Here is a 21,661-nt window from a genome sequence, read left to right as displayed (position 1 = left end):
CCGCAGGCGGTTGCGAATGTCAATGCGTCGCAGCGCCTGCCAGCGCGATTGCCTAAATTCGCGCCAAGGAGCCTGCGATGTGATCGATGGGGGCGTGAGTTGGAGTACCGTATGGTTTTCCTTGCCTCGCTTGATCGAGCGCGTTTCCGGAGCGATCGGCTAAACACATAAAGGACGATCCAAGAGACTCACGTCCGCCGCCCCCCCTTGCTTGCGCATGCCCATTTCCTTACTCTTACGTATAAGAGTAAGGAAATGGGCATGCGCATCACATCAAAGGGGCAAGTGACGATCCCGGTTGAAATTCGTGAGCAGGCGGGTCTGTTGCCGCACACGGAAGTTGATTTTGAATTCGACGGCAAAGTCGTGCGGATCGTTCCCGCCGCCGTTAGAAACAAGGACAGCCGGGGAGCCCGCGTCGTCGCCCATTTGCGAGGACGCGGCGATATCGCCATGAGCACGGACGCCATCATGGCGCTCACCCGCGCCGAATGAGATGACGGCCGTATTGATCGACAGCAACGTCCTGCTTGATTTGATGAGCGAGGACGCTCGATGGTTCTCGTGGTCGGCGGCGGCGGTGGAAAAGGCGGCCGACAGTTTTCGTCTCGTCATCAATCCGGTGATCTACGCCGAGGTTTCAGCGCGGTATTCCCGGATTGAGGATCTGGACGCGGCGCTGCCCAAAGCAATATTCGATCGCGAGGCGATTCCCTACGAGGCCGCTTTTCTCGCGGGGAAATCATTTCTGGCCTATCGGCGACAAGGAGGAATAAAGCGGTCGCCGCTTCCCGACTTCTTTATCGGCGCCCATGCCGCCGTCGCCGGTTATCAATTGTTGACGCGCGACGCGGTGCGTTATCGCACTTACTATCCGAGGCTGTCATTGATTGCTCCAGAAGCCACACCATAGGCATAGCGCTGATCATCATCAGGCTTCGCCCGCAAGCTGCCGACGCCTCCTTCGCGCCCTCGCCCTTCACATAAAACTCTGCGGATCGACATCCACCGCCACCCTCACGCCGCCGCGCGGCGGCGGCGCTGCTGCGAGCAGCGCGCGGAGGAAGCCCTGCAGATCGGAAGCGCGCGGCGCTTTGACGAGCAGCCGAAAGCGGCAGCGTCCGCGCAACATCGCGATCGGGGCTTCCGCGGGGCCAAGCAGCAGCATCTCGCCTTCTTGCAATTCGCCGCCGGCCGGCGCGAGGCGCCAGCGATCGGTCGCGCTCAGCGAAAATGCGGTGCGCGCCAGCGCTCTCGCATAGGCCTCCGCGCCGCCGCGATCGGCGCCTGAAACCACAATGGCCGCGAGGCGCCCGAATGGCGGCAGGTCGCCGCGGCGGCGCTCCTGCGTTTCCTGAGCGTAGAAGCGCTCGACGTCGCCCGACAGCAAGGCGGCGATGACGGGATGTTCGGGTTGCCAGGTCTGAATGAGTCCTCGCCCGGATTTTTCGCCGCGTCCCGCCCGACCCGTCGCCTGCTGCAGCAATTGAAAGGTGCGTTCGGCGGCGCGCGGATCGCCGTTGGCGAGGCCGACATCGGCGTCGACGATCCCGACCAGCGTCAGCAGTGGGAAATTATGGCCCTTGGCGACGAGCTGCGTGCCGATGATGATGTCATAGGCGCCGCGCGCGGCTTCTTCCAATTGATGGCGCAGATGTTCCAGCCCGCCGGGAACATCGGACGACAAAACGAGCAACCGCGCCTGCGGGAACAATGTCTGCGCCTCTTCCGCGAGTCTCTCGACGCCGGGCCCACAGGCCGTCAGGCTGTCGGCTTCCTGGCATGTCGGGCAGATGTCGGGGCGTTTTTCGACATGGCCGCAATGATGGCAAAGCAAAGCGCGGCGAAAGCGGTGCTCGACAAGCCAAGCCGCGCAATTGGGGCATTGGAAGCGGTGGCCGCAGGCGCGGCACAAAGTCAGTGGCGCATAGCCGCGCCGATTGAGGAACAGCAGCGATTGTTCGCCTCGCCCGAGTCCTTCCTCGATGCCGGCGATCAGGCGCGGCGACAGCCAGCGCCCGCGCGGCGGTCCTTCGCGGCGCAGGTCGATCGCGGCGAGCAGAGGCAGCTTGCGCTGGCCAAATCGCGAGGCGAGCTTGAGCCAGCGATAGCGGCCCTGTTCGGCGTTGACGCGCGTTTCGATCGAGGGCGTCGCCGAAGCCAGAACGACCGGCGCGCCTTCCAGCCTTGCGCGCACCACCGCCATGTCGCGCGCGTTATAGGCGACCCCTTCTTCCTGCTTATAGGCGCCTTCATGTTCCTCATCGACGATGATGAGGCCGAGCGCAGCGAAGGGTAAAAACAAAGCCGAGCGGGCGCCAGCGACGACGCGCGCTTCGCCGCTGGCGACGGCGCCCCAGAGACGCTCGCGCCGCCGGGCGGGAACGCCAGAATGCCATTCAGCGGGGCGCGCGCCAAAACGCATCGCGAAGCGATCGAGAAATTGCGCGGTTAAGGCGATTTCGGGGAGGAGAATCAGAGCCTGCCGTCCGGCGCGGAGCGCCGCCGCGACGGCTTCGAAATAGACTTCGGTCTTGCCCGATCCGGTGACGCCTTCGAGCAGGGTCGCGCTGAACGCGCCTTTCTCTACCGCCTCGACCAAAACTTGCGCCGCATGCGCCTGGTCGGGTTCGAGCGCGGTCGGCGCGAAGTCCGGATCCGGGATTTCTGCGATCGGCTCGGGGGCCAAAGCGACCACTTCCAAGGCGCCGTCGTCGACCAGCCCGTCGATGACGCCCGTCCCGCATCCGGCGGCCTCCGCGAGCGCGGATTTGGCGAGGGGCGTGTCGTCGCCAAGCGCGGCGAGAACGCGCTGGCGCGCCGGCGTCAGGCGTTCGGGCGCTTTGCCTGTCTTGCGCACGCCAAAACGCGCGGCGGGCGGTCCGGCGGCCTCGGGCGCGCGCGTCGCCATGCGCAACACCATGCCGCGCGGCGCCAGCGTCCAGCGCGAAACCCAATCGATGAGATCGCGCAGAGGTTTGCGCAGCGGCGCCCAATCGCGAAGCTTCGCAATGGATTTTAAATTATCGCCGCCCGCTCCCTCGCGCAAAGCCCAGACGACGCCGGTCGCATGACTGCGGCCCAGCGGAATTTCGACGAACTGACCAGGCTGAAGAGGCGCGCCGGCGGGAATGCGATAGCTGTACGCAATATCGACCGCGACGGGCGCGAGAATGTCGGCGACGCCATTTGGCGCGGTCGCTCCGTGATTGTAATCGCCGATCATGACGCGAGGTCTAGCACTTCGCGATTGCCGGTGGCGCCTAATTTTGGCGCGATGCATTTGAGTTCAAGGACTTCAGGCAAACGCCACGCAAATTCTATGACCGACGTAAGAGAATTTAAAGCCCGATATTGGATCGCCGAACCGCGCGCCGTCAAATTTGGTAGGGACAGTTCCCGGGCGGGGCGGCTTTTATTGCGAGGGATTGCCACGATGAGATTCAGCGTCTTGTTTGCTTTGGCCATTCACGGTGATTGGCCGTCAGGCGCGCCGATTCGCGTCGAGCTCGTCAATTTCTTTCTACCGGTCGCCGACGGAGAGAAGGAGGGTGAGAGCATCGGATGTCGCCTATGCCGATAATGCCGATCCGGATTTCCCGTCGAAGAAGTTTTGCCGCCGCCAGCGCTGACGAATGCCTCGCCTGACGACCGAACGAAGGGCGACCTGATATGCGCAGACTCAAAGACGTCGACAGGATATTTCTGTTGCTCGTCCTCGTCATGATCGAATTTGCGGCGGCGGCGATCTATATCCCGATCCAGCAGGTGCATGTCGCCGCCGGGATCGAGCGCGCCTCGCGGTTTGAACTTGCCTTCGTCGCACAGGAGGCGAAGGTTGATCTCGCGTCTTTCAACCGGGATATCGCGCGCTATCTGGGAGAGCGGACCGCGGACCGCGCCAACAGCGTTCGGGCCGACTACGCCGCTTTGGCCGAGCGTGGAAAAGACTTTCGCCATGGCGATTTTGGCGCATTCGTCGCGGACGCTGCGACCCCCCAGATGGCGGCAGATTTTTTCGATCGGACGATCGCGTCGCTCGAACCGCTCATCCCCAATATCGAGGATGATGCAAACGCCGCCAAAGCCGCCGCGCTTGGCGAAAAACTGGAGCCGGGCGTCCAATCGCTGGCGGCGCAAGCTCTCGCAGCCAATGGCGAGATCGCCGCTCGCCGCCAGGAGCAATTGCGTGATCAGCAATTCGAAACGGTGGCCCTCAATATCGGGCTTCTCCTGACGAGTTGCGGCCTCATTGCGATGCTGGGAAGGCAAAACCGGTTCGTTCGCTTGATGCATGAAAAGCAAATCGAAGCGACGAAAAAATATGAATTTCTCGCCAATCATGACGGATTGACGGGCTTGCCGAACCGATTCCATTTCAGACAGATGTTGGCGCAGGCGCTCGCCAAGCTGGGCGAGCCCGGGCGCGAGGTCGCCCTGTTCAGCCTCGATCTCGATCGATTCAAGACGATTAACGACACGCTTGGCCATGCTGCCGGCGATGCGCTCCTCGTCTGCGTCGCTGAGCGATTGGCGGCTATGACAAAGGAGGAGTCCGGCGTCTTCGCCGCTCGTCTGGGCGGCGACGAATTCCTGATGATCGTTGAGGGCGAGGCTATTGGCAAACGCGTAATCGACATCACCGAGGCCACGCTGCATGCTTTAAGTCAGCCCTATTTGCTCGAGGGGCGCTCGATCGTGGTCAGGGCGAGCGTCGGCATCGCAATCGCGCCGCGCGACGGCTGGAACGCGGATGAAATCGTTCGCAGGAGCGATGTCGCGCTCAATCGCGCTAAAATAGGGGGGCGCGCCGTGGCGCGTCTGTTCGATGAAGAGATGGATCGCGAGAATCGCGAACGTCTGGCGCTTGAGATTGATCTTACGGAAGCGATCGAGCGCGACGAGTTCGAGCCCCATTACCAGCCCATCGTCGAATTTTCGACCGGCGAAATTATTGGTGTGGAGGCGCTGGCCCGCTGGCGCCATGGCCGGCTCGGCCTCGCTTCGCCTGGCGTTTTCATGGCGGTTGCCGAAGAGACGGGCCTGATCGCCGCCATTGGCCGCAGGATGCTCGATCTCGCCTGCCGGGACGCCTTCTCTATGCCGGAGCATATTCATGTCGCGGTCAATTTGTCTCCCGTGCAGTTTTTGCGCGGCGATATCGTGGAGACGGTGGAGCGCGCGCTCGCCCGATCGGGCTTGGCGCCCTCGCGCCTGGAATTGGAGATCGCCGAAGGGGTCATGCTCGCCGACGAGAGCAAGACTTTCGAGGTGATCGGCCGCTTGCGCGCGCTCGGCGTGCGCATTGCGCTCGATGATTTTGGCACCGGCTACGCCAGCCTATCGCATTTGCGGCGCTACGGTTTCGACAAGCTCAAGATCGATCCGTGCTTTATTCGCGAAATCGATCGCGCGCCGCAGGGCTTTGAAATCGTCCAGTCCATTGTCGCGCTCGGCCGGGCGCTCGGCATGACCATCGTCGCCGAGGGGGTCGAGACCGCCGAGCAATCGCGAATGGCCTGGCTGGCGGGCTGCGGCTACGGACAAGGATTTCTGTACGGCCGCCCGATGTCGGCGGCCGAACTGGGCAATCACTGCGGCTGGGACGATCGCCGCCCCACCCGGGAAATCGCTTAAGCGGACGTCAGTGCGTCACGCGCCTTTTTTGGCGCCCTGATTCTCGACGCGTTCGGCGATGCGGGCCGACTTGCCGCGACGATCGCGCAGATAATAGAGCTTGGCGCGACGAACCTTGCCGCGGCGCACGACCTTGATCGAGTCGATCATCGGCGAAAACACCGGAAATACGCGTTCGACGCCCTCGCCATAGGAAATCTTACGAACCGTGAAGCTTTCCTGCAGGCCGCCGCCATTGCGCGCGATGCAAACGCCTTCATAGGCCTGAACGCGCGTGCGCTCGCCTTCCTTGACCTTGACGTTGACGATGACGGTGTCGCCGGGCTGGAATTCCGGGATTTTGGCGTTGGCGCCAAGCTTTGCGGCCTGTTCGGCCTCGATCGTCTGGATGATATTCATAAGATGTCTCCATGCCGTGACGCCAAACAAGCGATATGTCTAGCGAAGCGCTTCGGCGCGCTGTTTTCAGTTAGGGGGCGGCTGTTACACCAAAGCGGCGCTGGTGTCGAGGCCAACGCTGGCGCGTCCGCGACAAATGCGATCAGCGCTGAAGATCAACAGCGTTCATTTTGGCAAGCCGGATTCGTTGTAGAAATGGTCGTGATGCGAAGATAGCGCCCCCGCGCTCCTCGACCCTTGTTCCTCGCTAGGCGCAACGGCCGCGTCCTGAATGCGGCTCGCGTCGATGACGCCTGCGAGTGCGCGCAGAACTTCCGTCACGCCGATTCCGGCCACTGCGGAAAGCTCCAGCGGGCTCGCCCGCTTCACGCCTTCGGCGAGCGCCGGCCCATATTCGCGCATGACTCGCTTGAGCCTATCCCTTTGCTTCTTGAGCGTTTCCTCGTCGATGGCGTCGACTTTCGACAAGGCGACAATCTCCGCCTTGTCGCTGAGTCCGCCGCCGTAAGCGGCAAGTTCACGGCGGATGGTGCGATAATCCGCGCCGGCATTCTCGCCCGTCGCATCGACCAGATGCAGCAAGACGCGGCAGCGCTCGATATGGCCGAGAAAACGATCGCCCAGGCCATGGCCTTCATGCGCGCCTTCGATCAGGCCGGGAATGTCGGCCAGCACAAAATCGCGTCCGTCGATGCGCACGACGCCGAGGCCTGGGTGCAAGGTCGTGAAGGGATAATCGGCGATCTTCGGCTTGGCGGCCGAAACGCTCGCCAGCATCGTCGACTTTCCCGCATTGGGCAGGCCGACAAGGCCGGCGTCGGCGATCAGTTTGAGGCGCAGGATCAACGTGCGTTCGATGCCGACTTCGCCAGGATTGGCGCGGCGCGGCGCGCGATTGGTCGAAGTGGTGAAATGGGCGTTGCCGAAGCCGCCATTGCCGCCCCGCGCAATGCAGACCCGGTCGCCTTCGTTCTTCATATCGGCCAGCAGCGTCTCGCCGTCTTCGTCGAACACCTGCGTGCCGGCCGGAACCTTGAGAATGGCGTCGGCGCCGCGGCCGCCGGCCCTGTTCTTGCCCATGCCGTGTACGCCGACCTTGGCCTTGAAATGCTGCTGATAGCGAAAATCGATCAGCGTATTGAGGCCCTTCGCGCATTCGACGATGACGTCGCCGCCGCGCCCGCCGTCGCCGCCGTCCGGTCCGCCAAATTCGATGAATTTTTCGCGCCGGAACGAGACGCAACCGGCGCCGCCGTCGCCGGAGCGGACATAGACCTTGGCCTGATCGAGAAATTTCATGGCGTCGCTCTTTGTTCGTCAGGCGGCAAGGCGCCGGGCGCCGGCGCGCGTCGGCTGGCCCAGGCCGCGCGCTCCAGGCGGAAGCGATCGCAGGGTACCATGCCGCCGCGCGCCGGCGCGCCTTCCAGTCCCGTCCCGCTATGGGCGAACCCGCATTTGTCGAGCACGCGGCGCGAGGCCGGATTCTCGACATGCGCCGTGGCGAGCATTTCGATCGCGCCGGTCAGCGTGAAGCCCGCTTCGATCGCCGCCAGGGCGGCCTCGGTGGCGAGGCCCTTGCCCCAGACTTCGGGGGCGAGGGCGTAGCCGACCGTCAGGCGCCCTTGCAGGCGGCTCTCCAGGCTGATCATGCCGATCGGTTCGCGTTTGCCGCGAATGGGGGCGATGACGAGAATGAGGTCGCGGCCCAAAGCATTGGCTTCGCGCGCGGTGAAGATGAAACGCTCGGCTTCGCCGGGCGGATACGGATGGGGGATGCGGGCCGTCATTTTCGCGACTTCCCAACGGCTGGAATAACGCTCGATCGCCTTGGCGTCGGCGACGCGCGGCCAGCGCAGCCAAAGCCGCTTCGTCTCCAGGCGAAAGACGTCGTCGCGAGCTATATCGGGAAACATAGGCGGCTCCGGTCCAACTGGGGCTCAGCGCAAACTGCGCCCCGTAACGACGAAGGGGAAGTGGAGCCCCACTTCCCCTTGCAGGCCTCTTGGGCCTACCGGACTTTTCGAGGGAGATTTCTCTCGCCTGCGATGTCTCTAGGGCTGTTCCTGGAGACCGTCCGCGGGGCTGGCGCCAAGCGGGGGGTCTCGTCCTTGCCCCGCTTTATTCCGCTGCTTGAAGAGCTACGACCGCTACATAGGCTCGACCGTTAGCTTTGGTTTCAAATGCAACCTTGCCGGCGGTCTTGGCGAAGAGCGTATGGTCGACGCCAATGCCGACATTGCGGCCGGGATGAAATTTCGTGCCGCGTTGGCGAACGATAATCATGCCGCTGATCACATTCTCGCCGCCGAATTTCTTTACGCCGAGACGGCGGCCAGCCGAGTCGCGACCGTTTCGCGAAGAACCGCCTGCCTTTTTATGGGCCATAACACCTGCTCCAAATCAGACGCTCACGCGGCATGCCGCAATTTAGCGCCTCTATAATCCAATTTTTCGTTTTAAGGAACCCGCCTTTAGGCGTGATCCTCGTGATGATGGTGACCCGTCTTGGGGACCGGCGGGTTGCCGGCCATCAGATCGCGCGCCTGGTCTTTCCAGTGGTCGCGGTCGGCGCGGCCGGCAAAGCCAACCTCGTGTTCGATCGCGGCGATATCCTCAGGAGCCAGCGCGGCCACCTGCCAGAAATGGAAGACGCCGACGCCATGCAGCTTCTTGGCGATGCCGGGGCCGATGCCGTGAATCCATTCGAGATCGTCAGGCGCGCCAAAAGCCTTGTCGAGCTTCTGGAACTTCGACGTGTCGAGCCCTGCGGCCTTGGCGGCGGCTTCGGCGGCGTGATGCGTCCCCTCGGTCTGGGACAACAAAGCCGCGGGAGCGGTCGATGCCGATTTATGCGCCGGCTTGGCGCCGCCCGTCAGGAATTCGGTGATCCGGACGACGGTCAGATCCTGCTTGTGGCCGCGCTTGCGGCGCGAGTTCTTGCGGCGACGCTTCTTGAAGGCGATGACTTTGGGCCCGCGTCCATGCGAGACGATCTCGCCGGCGACCGAAGCGCCCGCGACAAGCGGCGCGCCGATATGGCTCGTCTCGCCGTCGAACAGGGCGAGCACATCGAAAGCCACGACATCGCCGGGTTCGCCCGCGAGCGTCATGACCGTAATTTCGTCTTCGGCGGCGACCTTATATTGCTTGCCGCCGGTCTTGATGACTGCGAACATCGTTTTCTCCGTGTTCAATCCGGCGCTGCGCCTGAAAGGACGCGGCCGGCTTCTTTGCAGTATTGACCTGCTGGTGAATGCTCGGCCGCCCTAGGCGAAAGCCCAGAAAAGCCAAAAGCGCGGCCGAGAGCCGCGCTAGAGCGATGCGTCCTATAGGGGCGTCGGGGGCCGCTGTCAAACGATTTGCGCGCGCCGCCGCCGGTTTTGCGCGGACGTCGCCGACAGCAACCTTGCCCCTTTTCCGAGGAAATCTGCAGGGAAGAAAGCAGCCTCTTGCGCTGCGGGATGAAGACTGATAAATATTGAATATCGTCAGTTATCATTCTTCACGGTCCGCATGAACATCGTCCGCCGAACCTCGGAAGAAACCCGCCAGTGCATTCTTGTGGCGGCATGGGACCTGTTTCGCCAGATCGGCTTTCGCAAGACGACGATCGCCGATATCGCGGCGGCGCTCCGCATGTCGAGCGCCAATATCTATCGTTTCTTTCCCTCGAAAGACGCGCTGACGGAAGCTATTTGCCGCAACTTGCTCGGCGGCCTGCTGGAGGCGGCGCGGGCCTTGGCGGCGGGGCCGGGCGCGGCAGGCGAACGCATCCGCGCCGTGCTGTTGTTTCTGCATCGCAACCATCGCGAACAAATGATCAACGAGAAACGCGTCCACGAAGTGGTCGCCGTTGCGATGGAGCAAAACTGGACCGCGATTGAGGAATTCCTGGAGGCCTGCGACGCCGTAATCGTCGGCCTCGTCGGCGAGGGGCAGGCGAATGGCGAATTTGGCCCCGGCGATCCCGTCTTGCTCGGCGAGAGAACCATGGCGGCCTGCGCGTGCATCCTCCACCCGGACATGATCGCCGAATGCAGCGGCGACGATCCTGACGCTGATGCGCAGGGCGTCATCGACTTCGTGCTGCGCGCGCTCGCCAACAAAAATCCGCCCGCCCCTTTGCAAAGCCTGGAGTAAGCGTCATGAAACTTCGCCCGGCCGCCTTCGCCCTGCTGCCCGCTTTGCTGCTGGGCGCCTGCAATGCGCCGACCGAGGCCAAGAAAGAAGCGCCGCAGCGTCCGGTCCTTGTAGCGACGGTACATTATGCGCCGCGGGTCAACGGCCGCGTGCTGCCCGGAATCGTCAAGGCGCGCATCGAGAGCGATCTCGCCTTCCGCGTTTCGGGCAAGATGGCCGAGCGCCTCGTCGATGCCGGCGCCGTCGTGAAAAAGGGCGATCCCCTCGCCAGGCTCGATGATACCGATTTCCGTTTGCAGGTTGATCAGGCCGAAGCCGATTATTCCTCGGCCAAGGGCGCGCTCGCGCAGGCGCAAGCCGAAGAGGAGCGGATCGGCACGCTCAAGCGCCAAGGCTGGTCCGCCGCCGCCGACGTCGACAAGACCAAGGCCGCCGCCGATCAGGCGCGCGGCGCTTTCGCCAGGGCCGAACGCGCGGTGACTTTGGCGCGCAATGCGGTGAGCTATGCGACGCTCGCCGCGGATGCGGACGGCATCGTCAGCGCGGTTCTCGCAGAGCCCGGCCAGGTGCTCGCCGCCGGCGCGCCCGCGATGCGCCTATCCCATACGGGCGAACGGGAGGCCGCGGTCGCCATTCCTGAAACGCTGGTCGATCGCGTCCGCGCGGCGCCCGCGCGCGTCGAATTCTGGGCCTTGCCCGGCGTCAAGATGGCGGCGACTTTGCGCGAACTGTCGCCCAACGCCGATCCGACGACGCGCACCTATCTCGCGCGCTACAGCCTCGCCGACGCGCCCCCAGCGGTGCATCTCGGCATGAGCCTCACCGTGATGCTCGCCGATGGGGCTGAGAATGTCGCGCGTCTTCCGCTCGGCGCTTTGTTCGATCAGGGTAAAGGTCCGACCGTCTGGGTCGTCGATCGCGCAAACGGCGCGGTGACGGGGACCCCTGTGCGCATCGCCGGCTATGAAAACGAATCCGTGCTCGTCGTCGATGGCGTCGCGGAAGGCGCGGAAGTCGTCGCCTTGGGCGCCCATAAGCTCGACGCGGCGCAGAAAGTGCGCATCGTTCAAAATCTTGCGGGGTCGTGATGGGCCAGATCAATCTCTCGCAATGGTCGATTCGCCATCCCGCGTTGATCGCCTTTTTGATCTTCGCGATCGGCGTCGGCGGCGCCTTGAGCTATTTTCAGCTCGGACGCGCCGAAGACCCTTCTTTCACCATCAAGAACGTCAACGTCAGCGCGATCTGGCCGGGCGCGACGACGCAGGAAATGCAGGATCAGGTCACCGACCGCATCGAGAAAAAGCTGCGCGAGCTCGCCTATTTCGACAAGACCACCACCTACACCAAGCCCGGCTTCACCTCGATCGGCATCGACTTCAAGGATTCGACGCCCGCGCACCTCGTCCCCGCGCTGTTCACCGAATTGCGCAAGAAGCTCGGCGACATGCGGAGCGATCTGCCCGCCGATCTCGTCGGCCCGATCGTCAATGACGAGTTTGGCGACGTCGACGCCGTTCTCTATACGATCAAGGGCGAAGGCGCTTCCTACGCGCAGTTGAAGGAAGTCGCCGAAGCGTTCCGCCTTCGCTTGCAGCGCGTGCCCGACGTCACCAAGGTCGATCTCTTTGGCGATCAGGCGCAGCGCATCTTCGTCGAATTCAGCAACGCCAAACTGTCGACGCTCGGCGTGCCGACGCAGGCCCTGTTCGACTCGCTCGCCAAGCAGAATTCGGTCAATCCCGCCGGCGAGTTCCAGACAACGGGCCAGCGCGTGCCCGTGCGCGTCACCGGCGCGCTGGAAGGCGTCTCCGCCGTCGCCGAGACGCCGGTCTACGCCAATGGCGGGACGTTCCGCCTGGGCGATATCGCCGAAGTCTCGCATGGCTATGAGGATCCCGCCTCCTATCTCATTCGCTCGCAAGGCGAGCCGGCGCTGGAGATCGGCGTCGTCATGCAGAAGGGCGCCAATATCCTGGCGCTTGGCAAGAATCTCGACGAGGCGCTCGCCGATTTCGAAACCAATCTGTCGCAAGGGATTTCGATTCAGCGCATCGCCGATCAACCGAAGGTCGTCGGCGTCGCCGTATCCGAATTCACGCGCTCGTTCATCGAGGCGCTGGTGATCGTGCTGGCCGTCAGCTTCCTTTCGCTCGGCTGGCGGTCCGGCATTGTGGTGGCGACTTCCGTCCCGCTGGTGCTGGCGATCGTCTTCATCGTGATGGCGTTCCTCGGCCTCGATCTGCAGCGCATCACCTTGGGCGCGCTGATCATCGCGCTCGGCCTGCTGGTCGACGACGCGATCATCGCCGTCGAAATGATGGTGGTGAAGATGGAGCAGGGCTGGGACCGCGAGCGCGCCGGCGCCTTCGCCTGGACTTCGACAGCGTTTCCGATGCTGACCGGCACGCTCGTCACCGCGATCGGATTCCTGCCGATCGGCCTCGCCAATTCTGCGGTCGGCGAATATGCGGGCGGCATTTTCTGGGTGGTCGGGATCGCGCTTGTCGCCTCGTGGTTCGTCGCGGTGATTTTCACGCCCTATCTCGGCGTCAAATTGCTGCCCGACGTTGCGCGCAAGGCCCATCATGCCGACCCCAACGCGGTCTATAACGGCCGCTTCTATCGCGCGTTTCGCCGCGTCCTCCAGTTTTGCGTGGCGCGGCCGCTCGTCGTCATCGCCATTACCGTGACGTTTATTGGCGTCGGCCTCAGCGGCTTCAGCCACGTGCAGCAGCAATTCTTTCCACTGTCGGAAAGGCCGGAGCTGTTTCTCGAAATGCGCATGGCCGAGGGAACCTCGATCGACGCGACGTCGAAGATCGCGCATGAGGGCGAGCAATTGCTCGCCGGCGATTCCGACGCGTCGTCCTATACGACCTATATCGGCAAGGGCTCGCCGCGCTTCTGGCTCGGCCTGCTGCCGGTCCAGCCCAATGAGGCTTTCGCGCAGATCGTGATCGTCGCCAAAGACGTTGAGGCGCGCGAGCGGATCAAGGCGCGCCTCGACGCGGCGATCGGCAAAGGCGCGCTCAGCGCGGCGCGCGTGCGCATCGATCGCTTCAATTTCGGGCCGCCCGTTGGCTTCCCCGTGCAATTCCGCATCATCGGCCCCGATCCGGCGAAGGTGCGCGACATCGCCTACCGCGTGCGCGAAGTCATGCGCACCGACGACCGTATCGTCGACGCCAATCTCGACTGGAACGAGAAAATGCCGTCCGTCACGCTTGAGGTCGACCAGGCGCGCGCCCGCGCCCTCGGCCTGACGCCGCAGGACCTTGCGCAGACTCTGCAGACCTTTATCGGCGGGCTCACGGTGACGACGATCCGCGCCGGCGAGGAGAAGATCGATGTCGTCGCCCGGGCGGTTCCCGAGGAGCGCGCCGCGCTCGACCAGATCGGCAGCCTGACGGTTCTCGCGCACGACGGCGCCGCGGTGCCCGTTTCGCAGGTCGCGCATGTCCGCTACGGGACGGAAGAGCCGATCATGTGGCGGCGCAATCGCGACATGGCGATCACGGCGCGCGCCGACGTCGTCGACGGCGTGCAGGCTCCAGACGTCTCGACCGCTTTATGGCCGAAGCTGCAGGGGATTCGCGACAGCCTGTCGCCTGCCTATCGCATAGAGATGGGCGGCGCGATCGAAGAATCGCAGAAGGGCAATGCCTCGATCTTCATTCTGTTCCCAATCATGCTGCTTGGGATGCTCACGCTTTTGATGGTCCAGTTGCAGAGCCTGTCGCGCCTCGCGATCGTGTTCTGCACCGCGCCGCTTGGCATTGTTGGCGCGTCGATCGCGCTCAATCTCGCGCATCGGCCGTTCGGCTTCGTCGCGCTGCTTGGCCTGATCGCCTTGGCGGGCATGGATATGCGCAACACGGTGATCCTGGTCGACCAGATCGAGCGCGACGTGCGCGAACTCGGGCTGACTCGCGGCGAGGCGATCGTTTCGGCGACGGTGCGCCGCGCCAGGCCGGTCGTCCTGACCGCGCTCGCGGCGATCCTGGCGATGATCCCCCTGTCGGAGAGCGCCTTCTGGGGGCCGATGGCCTATACGATCATGGGCGGCCTGTCCGTCGCCACTTTCCTGACCCTGCTGGTCCTGCCCTCGATTTATGCGCTGGTGTTTCGCCGATCGCTCGGCCGGCAGAGCGCCGCCAAGGCCCCGTCGCGCGACATCGGCTTCGGCCCCGTGCTTCCCTCGCCAGCCGAATGATATGCCCCATTCACGACAGGACTCGATGAGCGCGGAAATCCCTTCCCCGCGAGCGCGGGGAGGGGGAGTCCCACCGCAAACGCGAAGCGTTTGCCGAGACACAGGGGGAGGGAATGAGCCTCAATGTCTCAGAAAACTCAACCCGGCAACTGCGGAAGGAGCCCGGCCACAACGGCTCGGGTTCGTCAATCAGGGCGATCAAAGAATCTCTGTTTCAGAGTACCGGAGCTTAAGCCATGTTCGCCGACTGGGCGCTCGCCAGCCTTCATCATCTCGCGATTTTCACGCTCGCGGCGACGCTCGCCGCCGAACTCGCCCTGCTGACGATCGACGTCGACGCCAAGGCGATCGGCCGGCTCGCGAGAATCGATATGGCCTACGGCCTGTCGGCGACGGCCGTGGTGATCGTCGGAATCGCCCGCGTGATCTGGGGCGCCAAGGGCTACGAATATTATATGGCCAACCATATTTTCTGGACCAAGATGGTCCTGTTCGCGATCGTCGGCCTGCTGTCGATCGCGCCGACGCTTCGCTATTTAGGCTGGCGGAAGGCGCTGCGCGCCGACGCCGCATTTCGCCCGGCGACCGCGGAAGTCGCGCGGATGCGGATCTATCTTTGGGCGGAAGCCGCATTCTTCCTCGCGATCCCGGTCGCCGCCGCCGCGATGGCGCGCGGCTATGGCATGGCGAACTAGTGGCTTGCGTCAGTGAAATTGAAGGGCTGGCGCCTCTTCTCCCTCCCCCCTTGTGGGGGAGGGCCGGGGTGGGGGGTCGCACTGCACTATCCGAAAGAATCTCTGTCCCTCACATTGATAGTTCAGCGCGACCGCCCTCCCTTACCCTCCCCCACAAGGGGGGAGGGAATTTCCAGCGCTTCATCAATTTCACTGGCGCAAGCCACTAGACGATCGTGACCACGCGCAAGCGGTGGCGAGACCGGTACGAAAATCAGCCAAAGGGAAATGACGATGAGCACAGTTCTGGTCACCGGCGGGTCGGGCTTTATCGGCGCCCATTCCATCCTGCAGCTTTTGGCCGCCGGCCATCAGGTGCGCACGAGCGTGCGGAGCCTGAAGCGCGAGGGCGAGGTGCGCGCCATGCTGAAGACCGGCGGCGCCGAGCCGGGCGAGCGTTTGTCCTTCGTCGCCGCCGATCTTGAAAACGACGCGGGTTGGCCGGATGCGGTCGCCGGTTGCGACTACGTCCTGCATGTCGCCTCGCCGTTCCCGAGCGGCGTCCCCGCCCATGAGGACGAACTCATCGTGCCGGCGCGCGAAGGCGCGCTGCGCGTCTTGCGCGCCGCACGGGCTGCCGGCGTCAAGCGCGTCGTGCTGACCTCTTCGTTCGCCGCGATCGGCTATGGCCAGCCGCCGCGCGATGCGCCATTCGACGAGACGAACTGGACCGATCCTAACGCCGCCGGCGTCAGCGCCTATGCGAAATCGAAGACTCTGGCCGAGCGCGCAGCCTGGGATTTCATCGCCCGTGAAGGCGGCGGCCTCGAACTTTCCGTCGTCAATCCGGTCGGCGTGTTCGGTCCGGCGCTCGGGCCGGACTATTCGACCTCGATCCTGTTGGTGCAGCGCCTGATGGATGGCGCCGTGCCCGGCGTTCCCAAACTCTCTTTCGGTCTTGTCGACGTGCGCGACGTCGCCGACCTGCATATCCTCGCCATGACGCATCCGGCCGCCAAAGGCGAACGCTTCCTCGCCGTCGCCGGCGATTTCATGACGATGCTCGACACCGCCAGACTGCTGAAGGCCCGTATGGGCGCGTCGGCCAGTAGAGTGCCGGCGCGACAGATCCCTAATTGGCTGGTGCGCCTCGCCGCGCTGCGCGATCCCGCCGTCCGGCTGATCCTGCCCGAGCTTGGCAAGGTGAAGAACGCCACTAATGAAAAGGCCCGGCGCATACTGGGCTGGGCGCCGGGTTCGAACGAGGAATCCATCCTCGCCGCCGCCGAAAGCCTGGTGCGGCTCGGGCTGCTGAAAGGTGGCGCGAAAAGGGCGGCTTAGCGCTGAAGGTATGGCGGTCGGCTCACGGCCCAACTCGTGAGCCACGAGCCGACCCTTTCGGTTTCCGCCGTTTCAAGAGCTCGCGCCGATCTTCAGAACGAGAAGCGACCTGTCCGAGTCACGATTGAGGCGGCGATGATCAGCCGCCGTCGAGCGCGGGCGCCGAACCGGTCAGCGCACTGATCTTCTCCACATCCGCCGGCGTCGCCGGATTATAGACCACCATGCTGAGGTCCGGCCGGCCATCGACCGCGAACGCCGAATATTCAAAGGCGAGCGGGCCGAGAACCGGGTGGCGTATGTGCTTGACGGCTTCCCCGTGGGCGCTGCGAACGTCGTTTTCCCGCCACATCGCCCTGAACTCGGGACTGAGTCGGCAGAGGTCTTCGACGAGCGATTCCACTTCCGCCGCCGCTCCCGCGCGCGCTGCATCCACCCGGAACGCGCCCAAGATGAACCGCGCGACGCTTTCCCAATCGTATTGCGCGGCGCGGGCGCGCGGGTCGAGGAAGGTGAACCGCAGGATGTTGCGCTGCTCCGGCGGCAGCGATCCATAGTCCATCAGCATCACGGTCGCCGCCCGGTTCCAGGCCACGACGTCCCATATCGCGGTCCTGATAATGGCGGGGCTCGGGTTCAACGCGTCGAGCACGCGCTGCAGCCGCGGCGTAACGCCTTCGCTCTTCCGGTAGCGCACCTCAGGCGGCCGGCCGAGGCCGAGCAGAAAAAGATGTTCGCGCTCGACATCCGTCAGCATCAGCGCGCGGGCGATCCGGTCAAGCACGTCCGCCGAGGGCGCCCCGCCGCGCCCCTGTTCGAGCCACGTGTACCAGGTCGGGCTGATGTTGGCGCGCTGCGCCACTTCCTCGCGCCGCAGCCCGAGCGTGCGGCGACGCTCCGGCGCAAAGCCGAACGCGGCCGGATCGAGCTTCGCCCGGCGGTCCTTCAGATAGATCCCGAGCCGATTCTCCTGCGCGACGCGCTCGCTCATCCTGTTAGCCATTATACTACGATAATCTCACTACTTTACCACGATATCAGGGAAGCAGATATTTGTCTCCAACAAAACCAGGAGATTTTGCTCATGCGTATTTTTGTCACCGGCGCCACGGGCTGGGTCGGCTCGGCCATCGTGAAAGACTTGATCGCCGCCGGTCATAAGGTGCTCGGTCTGAGCCGCTCGGACGCGGGGGCCGAAGCGCTGGCTGCGGCGGGCGCCGAGGTTCAGCGCGGCGCGCTCCAGGACCTGGACAGCCTCAAGAGCGGCGCCTCGCAGTCGGATGGCGTGATCCATACCGCTTTCAACCACGACTTCTCGAAATTCGCGGAGAACGGCGCGGACGAGCAGCGCGCCATCGAGGCGATCGGCGGCGTGCTGGAAGGCTCCGACCGCCCGCTCATCGTCACCTCGGGAATAGCGCTGCTGGCGCCGGGCGGCGTGGCGACCGAAAAGAGCGCGCCCCGTCCGGCCTCCGCGTCTTTTCCGCGCAACCCGGAGGCGGCGATCGCCGCGCTGGCGGAGCGCGGCGTGCGCGCGACAGCGGTGCGGCTTCCGCCGTCGGTTCATGGCCACGGCGATCACGGCTTCGTGCCGCGCGTCATCGCCCTTGCCCGCGAGAAACGCGTCTCCCCCTATCTCGGCGACGGTCTCAACCGCTGGCCGGCCGTGCACCGGCTGGATGCCGCCCGCGTCTTTCGGCTCGCCCTCGAGCGCGGCGTGGAAGGGGGACCCTTCCACGCGGTCGCCGATGAAGGCGTGCCGTTCAAAGAGATCGCCGAAGTGATTGGCCGGCGACTGAACGTTCCGGTCGTCTCACAGTCGCCGGAGGAGGCGGCGGAGCATTTCGGCTGGTTCGCCAGATTCACGGGCATCGACTGCCCGGCTTCGAGCGAGAGAACCCGATCGCTGCTCGGCTGGGCGCCCGGACAGCCCGGACTCATCGCCGACATCGATCATCCCGCTTACTTCGCCCATTAGAAAAAGTGCAATCGGGCGACCATCGCTCTCGATATCTCAGAAAGAAACGGAGACTTGCTCATGCGTGTGTTTGTAACCGGCGCCACCGGATTCATCGGTTCGGCCGTCGTCAAGGACCTGATCGCGGCGGGCCATCAGGTCATCGGCGTCTGCCGTTCGGACGATAAAGCGTCGGCGTTGGCGGCCACTGGCGCCGAGGTCTATCGCGGGTCGATCGCGGACCCTGACAGCCTCAAGGAAGGCGCCGCGCGATCGGATGGCGTCATCCATCTGGCCTTCAACCACGACTTTTCGAGATTTGTCCAAAACTGCGAGGACGATCGCCATGTGATCAAGGCGCTCGGCTCGGCTCTCGCGGGCTCCGACCGGCCCTTGATCGTGACCTCCGGCACCGGGATCGCCAATATCGCGCCCGGCCGGCCGGCTGAGGAAGACAATGCGACCGTCGGTTCCAACGTGCATCCGCGCGCAGCCTCGGAAGAAGCAGCTGTCGCTGTCGCCGCGCAGGGCGTCAATGTGTCGGTGGTGCGCCTCCCGCAGGTTCACGACACGGCCAAGCAAGGCCTCATCACCCCTGCGATCGCGGTCTATCGCGAAAAGGGCGCCTGCGCCTATGTCGGAGAGGGACTCAATCGCTGGCCGGCGGCCTATGTTCTCGACGTAGCCTGTCTCTACAGGCTAGCGATCGAAAAGGCCGAGCCGAACGCAAGATATCACGCGGCCGCCGAAGAAGGCGTGTCGACGCGCGATATTGCCGAAGCCATTGGCAGGCGTCTGAAACTGCCGGTCAAATCCATCGCCCCGGAAGAGGCTCCAGCCTTTTTCGGCTGGCTCGCCATGTTTGCCGGGCTCGACATGCCCGCCTCCAGCGAGCAAACGCGGAGAAAGCTGGGGTGGCGGCCGACCGGGCCGGGACTGATTGCCGACCTTGAACGGCTGGACGTTTCCGACGCCTGAAGCGCGCTGGGGTTTCCGCGGAAACCAGCGGCGCGCGCCTCGTTCATCTGCGCTTCCCGAATACCGGCGGCGCTGAACGCGACGGGTTGCGCGCCTCTGCGGCGATTGCGGCGCCCGGACTTGTCGCAGTCTTGGCGGCGGCGCCCCTTGCGGCGAGCGCCCGCGCTATGATGGCGTCGACGTCGCCGGCGCCGGGATCATCGGCTTCGGCTTGCGGCTTCAGCGCCGGCGCGCCCTCGCTGGGCGCTGGACCAAAACGGTTAGGGCCGGGATCGCCTCTGACGAACCCGGCGAAGCCGATGAGGATATAAAAAAGAACGGCGGTCAGGTTCTGCGCGGCAGGCGGGATGTCGGGGAAAAAGGCGAGATTTGTTTCGGACTGCTTCGCCTCCATGATGAACGCAAGGGGAATCGCCATCTGGATGAAAGCAACGCCGAGCCATGCCCAGAAAGGCGACCAGCCGAAATCGCGCATGCGCCTGCCAACCAACGCGGCGACCAAAATATCGTCGAAATCGGAAAGAAGGGCCCAGCCGGAATCTTCAGGCGCCGCATTCGTCGCAACCACTTGGACGACGATAAGAAAACCGATCCCTATCCAGTAGGGTTTCCTGGCCAATCGGCCTCTAAGCCACGGGAATCTGGGCTGGACACTCAAATCGCGCCCCGGGGCATCTATCTATTGAGACGTTCTGGCGCCTCACATAGTCTTGCATTGTTAAGTTAGCCCTAAGCCAGCGGGTCAAACGAAGTGGGCGTCCCGCTCTCCGCCGGGTTGCGATGGTCGCCGTGCTTTCGCAGAGCCGTCTTGGGATGTCGTGCTATGCCTTGGAGTGCCGGCTTCGCGGCCCTCAACAATCGAGAAAAGGAACAATCATGGCCGACCCTGCCGCCCTCATCGAGCTTGACGAACGCATCGCCGCGATCCGTGACAATATCCGAGAACTCACCGAGCAGGCCGCCGCCTTTTCCGGCGCCGGCGACGAGGCCTTCGCAGCGGACCGTATCGCCGCGCAAGAACAGGCGCTCGCCGCGCTGCTGAAAGAACGTCTGTCGCTGGCGAAATAGAGCCCGTGAAAGCACGGCCGGCCGTCATGACAAGCGCACGTCGCGCTCCGTCTCGACATGGCGTTTCCATCGGTGTCTCAGGTCGCTGAGACGGCAGCCGTGGCGCTCGTCGAGAAATTCGGCGGCGACGATGCGATCGGTGCGAAAGTGCCGAAAATCCTGACGCAGCTCGCACCAGGCCGCCAGCAGGCGCACCGTTTCGGCGTAGCCGATGATCACCGCCCATATCGTGCGCTCGCTGTCCTGCGCCTCCTGGTTTCGATAGCGGATCCTGATCTTGCGCCCGCTGCGGATCCATAAGCGGGCCTTCGCGATATCCAGGCCGTCAGGGGCCGGCCTATTGTTTGGCGGCGCGCCAATGGTCGGTTCGGCGATGAAAGGACGCAGACGTTCGGGAACCGCTGCGGCGATCTTGGCGATCAGGTCGCGCGCCGCGGCGGCCAGCACAGGATCCCCGCGCTCGGCGACCCATTGCGCGCCGAGCACTGCTGCTTCGATTTCATCGGGCGTCAGCATCAGCGGCGGCATATCGAAGTCGCGATCGAGGACATAGCCCAGCCCCGCCTCGCCGCGGATCGGCACTCTTTGCCCGATCAGATCCGCCATATCGCGATAGACGGAGCGCCGCGACACTTCCAGCTCTTCGGCCAGCATGTCCGCGGTGACAGGCCGGGTCGAGCGCCGCAGGATCTGGATGATCTGAAACAGGCGGTCGGCGCGGCGCATGGAATCTCCCTGCTGACAGGACGCTGTCAGCAGCACCCTGCCACAAGCCGATCGCCGCCGCATCCGCGGCGCAAAGACCTAGGGAAAGAGGACATGATGAAATTCGTCTCCGTGCGCATCATCGCCAGCGACGTCAGTCGTCTGGTCGAATTCTACGAAGGCGTCACAGGCCTGTCGGCGACGCGCTACACCGAGGATTTTGCTGAACTGGCGACGCCTTCCTGCACGTTGGCGATCGGCAGCGCGCGCACCGTGGCTCTATTCGGAGCCGGCTCCGCGCGCCCTGCCGACAACCACAGCTGCATCATCGAGTTCCGCGTTGACGATGTGGACAAAGAATATGGAAGACTCGAAAAAATCGTCCGCGAATTTGTCCAGCGGCCGACAACCATGCCGTGGGGAAACCGCTCCTTGCTGTTTCGCGACCCTGACGGCAATTTGATCAATTTCTTCACGCCCGTCAGCGCCGCGGCGATCAAGAAATTCAACGCTTAGGCGTTGAACTCGCGTTACGGCGATGACTTG

21 protein-coding genes are annotated in these 21,661 nt (G+C 64.1%); 12 read left to right on the top strand and 9 right to left on the bottom strand.

The annotated features are described in order from the left end of the window. Positions 1-261 precede the first annotated feature (261 nt). Positions 262-495, top strand: a complete 234-nt coding sequence (locus GSQ90_RS19380) for an AbrB/MazE/SpoVT family DNA-binding domain-containing protein (protein WP_158816522.1) — start codon at positions 262-264, stop codon at positions 493-495. A gap of 1 nt (position 496) precedes the next feature. Further along, the gene (locus GSQ90_RS19375; RefSeq protein WP_158816521.1) at positions 497-913 is read left to right on the top strand and encodes a type II toxin-antitoxin system VapC family toxin; all 417 of its coding nucleotides are present in this window, start codon (positions 497-499) and stop codon (positions 911-913) included. Positions 914-979: 66 nt separating this feature from the next. On the opposite strand, the gene GSQ90_RS19370 is transcribed toward GSQ90_RS19375, so the two are convergent. Next, complete coding sequence (locus GSQ90_RS19370) at positions 980-3,226, bottom strand: primosomal protein N' (protein WP_158816520.1); 2,247 nt, start codon at positions 3,224-3,226, stop codon at positions 980-982. Between the two features lie 446 nt (positions 3,227-3,672). Between GSQ90_RS19370 and GSQ90_RS19365 the strand changes: the two genes are divergently transcribed. Further along, positions 3,673-5,637: a bifunctional diguanylate cyclase/phosphodiesterase gene (locus GSQ90_RS19365; protein ID WP_158816519.1), complete on the top strand. Its 1,965-nt coding sequence runs from the start codon at positions 3,673-3,675 to the stop codon at positions 5,635-5,637. A gap of 15 nt (positions 5,638-5,652) precedes the next feature. On the opposite strand, the gene rplS is transcribed toward GSQ90_RS19365, so the two are convergent. The 5 genes from rplS to rplU all read right to left on the bottom strand — a co-directional run bounded on the left by rplS (position 5,653) and on the right by rplU (position 9,212). Then, the gene (gene rplS / locus GSQ90_RS19360) at positions 5,653-6,036 is read right to left on the bottom strand and encodes a 50S ribosomal protein L19 (RefSeq protein ID WP_158816518.1); all 384 of its coding nucleotides are present in this window, start codon (positions 6,034-6,036) and stop codon (positions 5,653-5,655) included. A gap of 165 nt (positions 6,037-6,201) precedes the next feature. Beyond that, a complete protein-coding gene (obgE, locus tag GSQ90_RS19355; RefSeq protein WP_158816517.1) occupies positions 6,202-7,335 on the bottom strand; it encodes a GTPase ObgE in 1,134 nt (377 codons plus the stop codon). Next, complete coding sequence (locus tag GSQ90_RS19350) at positions 7,332-7,949, bottom strand: GNAT family N-acetyltransferase (RefSeq protein ID WP_158816516.1); 618 nt, start codon at positions 7,947-7,949, stop codon at positions 7,332-7,334. Before GSQ90_RS19350 ends, obgE begins: the two co-directional genes overlap by 4 nt. A gap of 205 nt (positions 7,950-8,154) precedes the next feature. Continuing rightward, positions 8,155-8,421, bottom strand: a complete 267-nt coding sequence (gene rpmA / locus GSQ90_RS19345) for a 50S ribosomal protein L27 (RefSeq protein ID WP_158816515.1) — start codon at positions 8,419-8,421, stop codon at positions 8,155-8,157. Positions 8,422-8,507: 86 nt separating this feature from the next. Beyond that, entirely contained in the window at positions 8,508-9,212 is a 705-nt protein-coding gene (rplU, locus tag GSQ90_RS19340; RefSeq protein WP_158816514.1) for a 50S ribosomal protein L21, read from the bottom strand. A gap of 337 nt (positions 9,213-9,549) precedes the next feature. On the opposite strand from rplU, the gene GSQ90_RS19335 reads away from it, so the two are divergent. The 5 genes from GSQ90_RS19335 (at position 9,550) to GSQ90_RS19315 (ending at position 16,407) form a co-directional block, all read left to right on the top strand. Next, on the top strand, positions 9,550-10,176 hold the full coding sequence (locus GSQ90_RS19335; protein WP_158816513.1) for a TetR/AcrR family transcriptional regulator: 627 nt from the start codon (positions 9,550-9,552) through the stop codon (positions 10,174-10,176). 5 nt (positions 10,177-10,181) lie between these two features. After that, a complete protein-coding gene (locus tag GSQ90_RS19330) occupies positions 10,182-11,264 on the top strand; it encodes an efflux RND transporter periplasmic adaptor subunit (RefSeq protein WP_158816512.1) in 1,083 nt (360 codons plus the stop codon). Further along, a complete protein-coding gene (locus GSQ90_RS19325; protein ID WP_158816511.1) occupies positions 11,264-14,392 on the top strand; it encodes an efflux RND transporter permease subunit in 3,129 nt (1,042 codons plus the stop codon). Before GSQ90_RS19330 ends, GSQ90_RS19325 begins: the two co-directional genes overlap by 1 nt. 236 nt (positions 14,393-14,628) lie before the next feature. Next, positions 14,629-15,087, top strand: coding sequence for a DUF2214 family protein (locus GSQ90_RS19320; protein ID WP_158816510.1), 459 nt, complete (start codon positions 14,629-14,631; stop codon positions 15,085-15,087). 273 nt (positions 15,088-15,360) lie between these two features. Continuing rightward, the gene (locus tag GSQ90_RS19315; RefSeq protein ID WP_158816509.1) at positions 15,361-16,407 is read left to right on the top strand and encodes an aldehyde reductase; all 1,047 of its coding nucleotides are present in this window, start codon (positions 15,361-15,363) and stop codon (positions 16,405-16,407) included. 139 nt (positions 16,408-16,546) lie between these two features. On the opposite strand, the gene GSQ90_RS19310 is transcribed toward GSQ90_RS19315, so the two are convergent. Continuing rightward, on the bottom strand, positions 16,547-17,398 hold the full coding sequence (locus GSQ90_RS19310; protein WP_158816508.1) for a helix-turn-helix transcriptional regulator: 852 nt from the start codon (positions 17,396-17,398) through the stop codon (positions 16,547-16,549). A 93-nt stretch (positions 17,399-17,491) separates the two neighbouring features. Here GSQ90_RS19310 and GSQ90_RS19305 point away from each other — a divergent pair, with 93 nt between their 5' ends. Together GSQ90_RS19305 and GSQ90_RS19300 are read left to right on the top strand one after the other, a co-directional pair. Further along, positions 17,492-18,385 carry an SDR family oxidoreductase gene (locus GSQ90_RS19305; protein WP_158816507.1) on the top strand — a complete coding sequence of 298 codons (894 nt, stop codon included), beginning with the start codon at positions 17,492-17,494 and terminating at the stop codon, positions 18,383-18,385. 60 nt (positions 18,386-18,445) lie between these two features. Then, positions 18,446-19,342: an SDR family oxidoreductase gene (locus GSQ90_RS19300; RefSeq protein ID WP_158816506.1), complete on the top strand. Its 897-nt coding sequence runs from the start codon at positions 18,446-18,448 to the stop codon at positions 19,340-19,342. 43 nt (positions 19,343-19,385) lie between these two features. Here GSQ90_RS19300 and GSQ90_RS19295 read toward each other — a convergent pair whose 3' ends face one another. Continuing rightward, positions 19,386-19,961: a DUF805 domain-containing protein gene (locus GSQ90_RS19295; protein ID WP_158816505.1), complete on the bottom strand. Its 576-nt coding sequence runs from the start codon at positions 19,959-19,961 to the stop codon at positions 19,386-19,388. 257 nt (positions 19,962-20,218) lie between these two features. Between GSQ90_RS19295 and GSQ90_RS19290 the strand changes: the two genes are divergently transcribed. Next, on the top strand, positions 20,219-20,410 hold the full coding sequence (locus tag GSQ90_RS19290; protein ID WP_158816504.1) for a hypothetical protein: 192 nt from the start codon (positions 20,219-20,221) through the stop codon (positions 20,408-20,410). A 24-nt stretch (positions 20,411-20,434) separates the two neighbouring features. Here GSQ90_RS19290 and GSQ90_RS19285 read toward each other — a convergent pair whose 3' ends face one another. After that, positions 20,435-21,136, bottom strand: coding sequence for a YafY family protein (locus GSQ90_RS19285; RefSeq protein ID WP_158816503.1), 702 nt, complete (start codon positions 21,134-21,136; stop codon positions 20,435-20,437). A gap of 96 nt (positions 21,137-21,232) precedes the next feature. Here GSQ90_RS19285 and GSQ90_RS19280 point away from each other — a divergent pair, with 96 nt between their 5' ends. After that, entirely contained in the window at positions 21,233-21,631 is a 399-nt protein-coding gene (locus GSQ90_RS19280; protein WP_158816619.1) for a VOC family protein, read from the top strand. Positions 21,632-21,661: the final 30 nt, after the last annotated feature.

The organism is Methylocapsa sp. S129 (assembly GCF_009765995.1).
Taxonomy (GTDB): Bacteria; Pseudomonadota; Alphaproteobacteria; order Rhizobiales; family Beijerinckiaceae; genus Roseiarcus.
Note: the sequence above shows the minus strand (reverse complement) of the source record. Positions and strands in the feature narration are given on the sequence as shown.

Bases quoted from the DNA above. Each gene is read 5' to 3' on its own strand.
- rpmA (WP_158816515.1), bottom strand. From the start codon at position 8,421: ATGGCCCATAAAAAGGCAGGCGGTTCTTCGCGAAACGGTCGCGACTCG.
- rplS (WP_158816518.1), bottom strand. From the start codon at position 6,036: ATGAATATCATCCAGACGATCGAGGCCGAACAGGCCGCAAAGCTTGGC.
- rplU (WP_158816514.1), bottom strand. From the start codon at position 9,212: ATGTTCGCAGTCATCAAGACCGGCGGCAAGCAATATAAGGTCGCCGCC.
- GSQ90_RS19280 (WP_158816619.1), top strand. From the start codon at position 21,233: ATGAAATTCGTCTCCGTGCGCATCATCGCCAGCGACGTCAGTCGTCTG.
- GSQ90_RS19315 (WP_158816509.1), top strand. From the start codon at position 15,361: ATGAGCACAGTTCTGGTCACCGGCGGGTCGGGCTTTATCGGCGCCCAT.
- GSQ90_RS19375 (WP_158816521.1), top strand. From the start codon at position 497: ATGACGGCCGTATTGATCGACAGCAACGTCCTGCTTGATTTGATGAGC.
- GSQ90_RS19350 (WP_158816516.1), bottom strand. From the start codon at position 7,949: ATGTTTCCCGATATAGCTCGCGACGACGTCTTTCGCCTGGAGACGAAG.
- GSQ90_RS19285 (WP_158816503.1), bottom strand. From the start codon at position 21,136: ATGCGCCGCGCCGACCGCCTGTTTCAGATCATCCAGATCCTGCGGCGC.
- GSQ90_RS19365 (WP_158816519.1), top strand. From the start codon at position 3,673: ATGCGCAGACTCAAAGACGTCGACAGGATATTTCTGTTGCTCGTCCTC.
- GSQ90_RS19335 (WP_158816513.1), top strand. From the start codon at position 9,550: ATGAACATCGTCCGCCGAACCTCGGAAGAAACCCGCCAGTGCATTCTT.
- GSQ90_RS19300 (WP_158816506.1), top strand. From the start codon at position 18,446: ATGCGTGTGTTTGTAACCGGCGCCACCGGATTCATCGGTTCGGCCGTC.
- GSQ90_RS19330 (WP_158816512.1), top strand. From the start codon at position 10,182: ATGAAACTTCGCCCGGCCGCCTTCGCCCTGCTGCCCGCTTTGCTGCTG.
- GSQ90_RS19310 (WP_158816508.1), bottom strand. From the start codon at position 17,398: ATGAGCGAGCGCGTCGCGCAGGAGAATCGGCTCGGGATCTATCTGAAG.
- GSQ90_RS19320 (WP_158816510.1), top strand. From the start codon at position 14,629: ATGTTCGCCGACTGGGCGCTCGCCAGCCTTCATCATCTCGCGATTTTC.
- GSQ90_RS19290 (WP_158816504.1), top strand. From the start codon at position 20,219: ATGGCCGACCCTGCCGCCCTCATCGAGCTTGACGAACGCATCGCCGCG.
- GSQ90_RS19305 (WP_158816507.1), top strand. From the start codon at position 17,492: ATGCGTATTTTTGTCACCGGCGCCACGGGCTGGGTCGGCTCGGCCATC.
- obgE (WP_158816517.1), bottom strand. From the start codon at position 7,335: ATGAAATTTCTCGATCAGGCCAAGGTCTATGTCCGCTCCGGCGACGGC.
- GSQ90_RS19370 (WP_158816520.1), bottom strand. From the start codon at position 3,226: ATGATCGGCGATTACAATCACGGAGCGACCGCGCCAAATGGCGTCGCC.
- GSQ90_RS19325 (WP_158816511.1), top strand. From the start codon at position 11,264: ATGGGCCAGATCAATCTCTCGCAATGGTCGATTCGCCATCCCGCGTTG.
- GSQ90_RS19380 (WP_158816522.1), top strand. From the start codon at position 262: ATGCGCATCACATCAAAGGGGCAAGTGACGATCCCGGTTGAAATTCGT.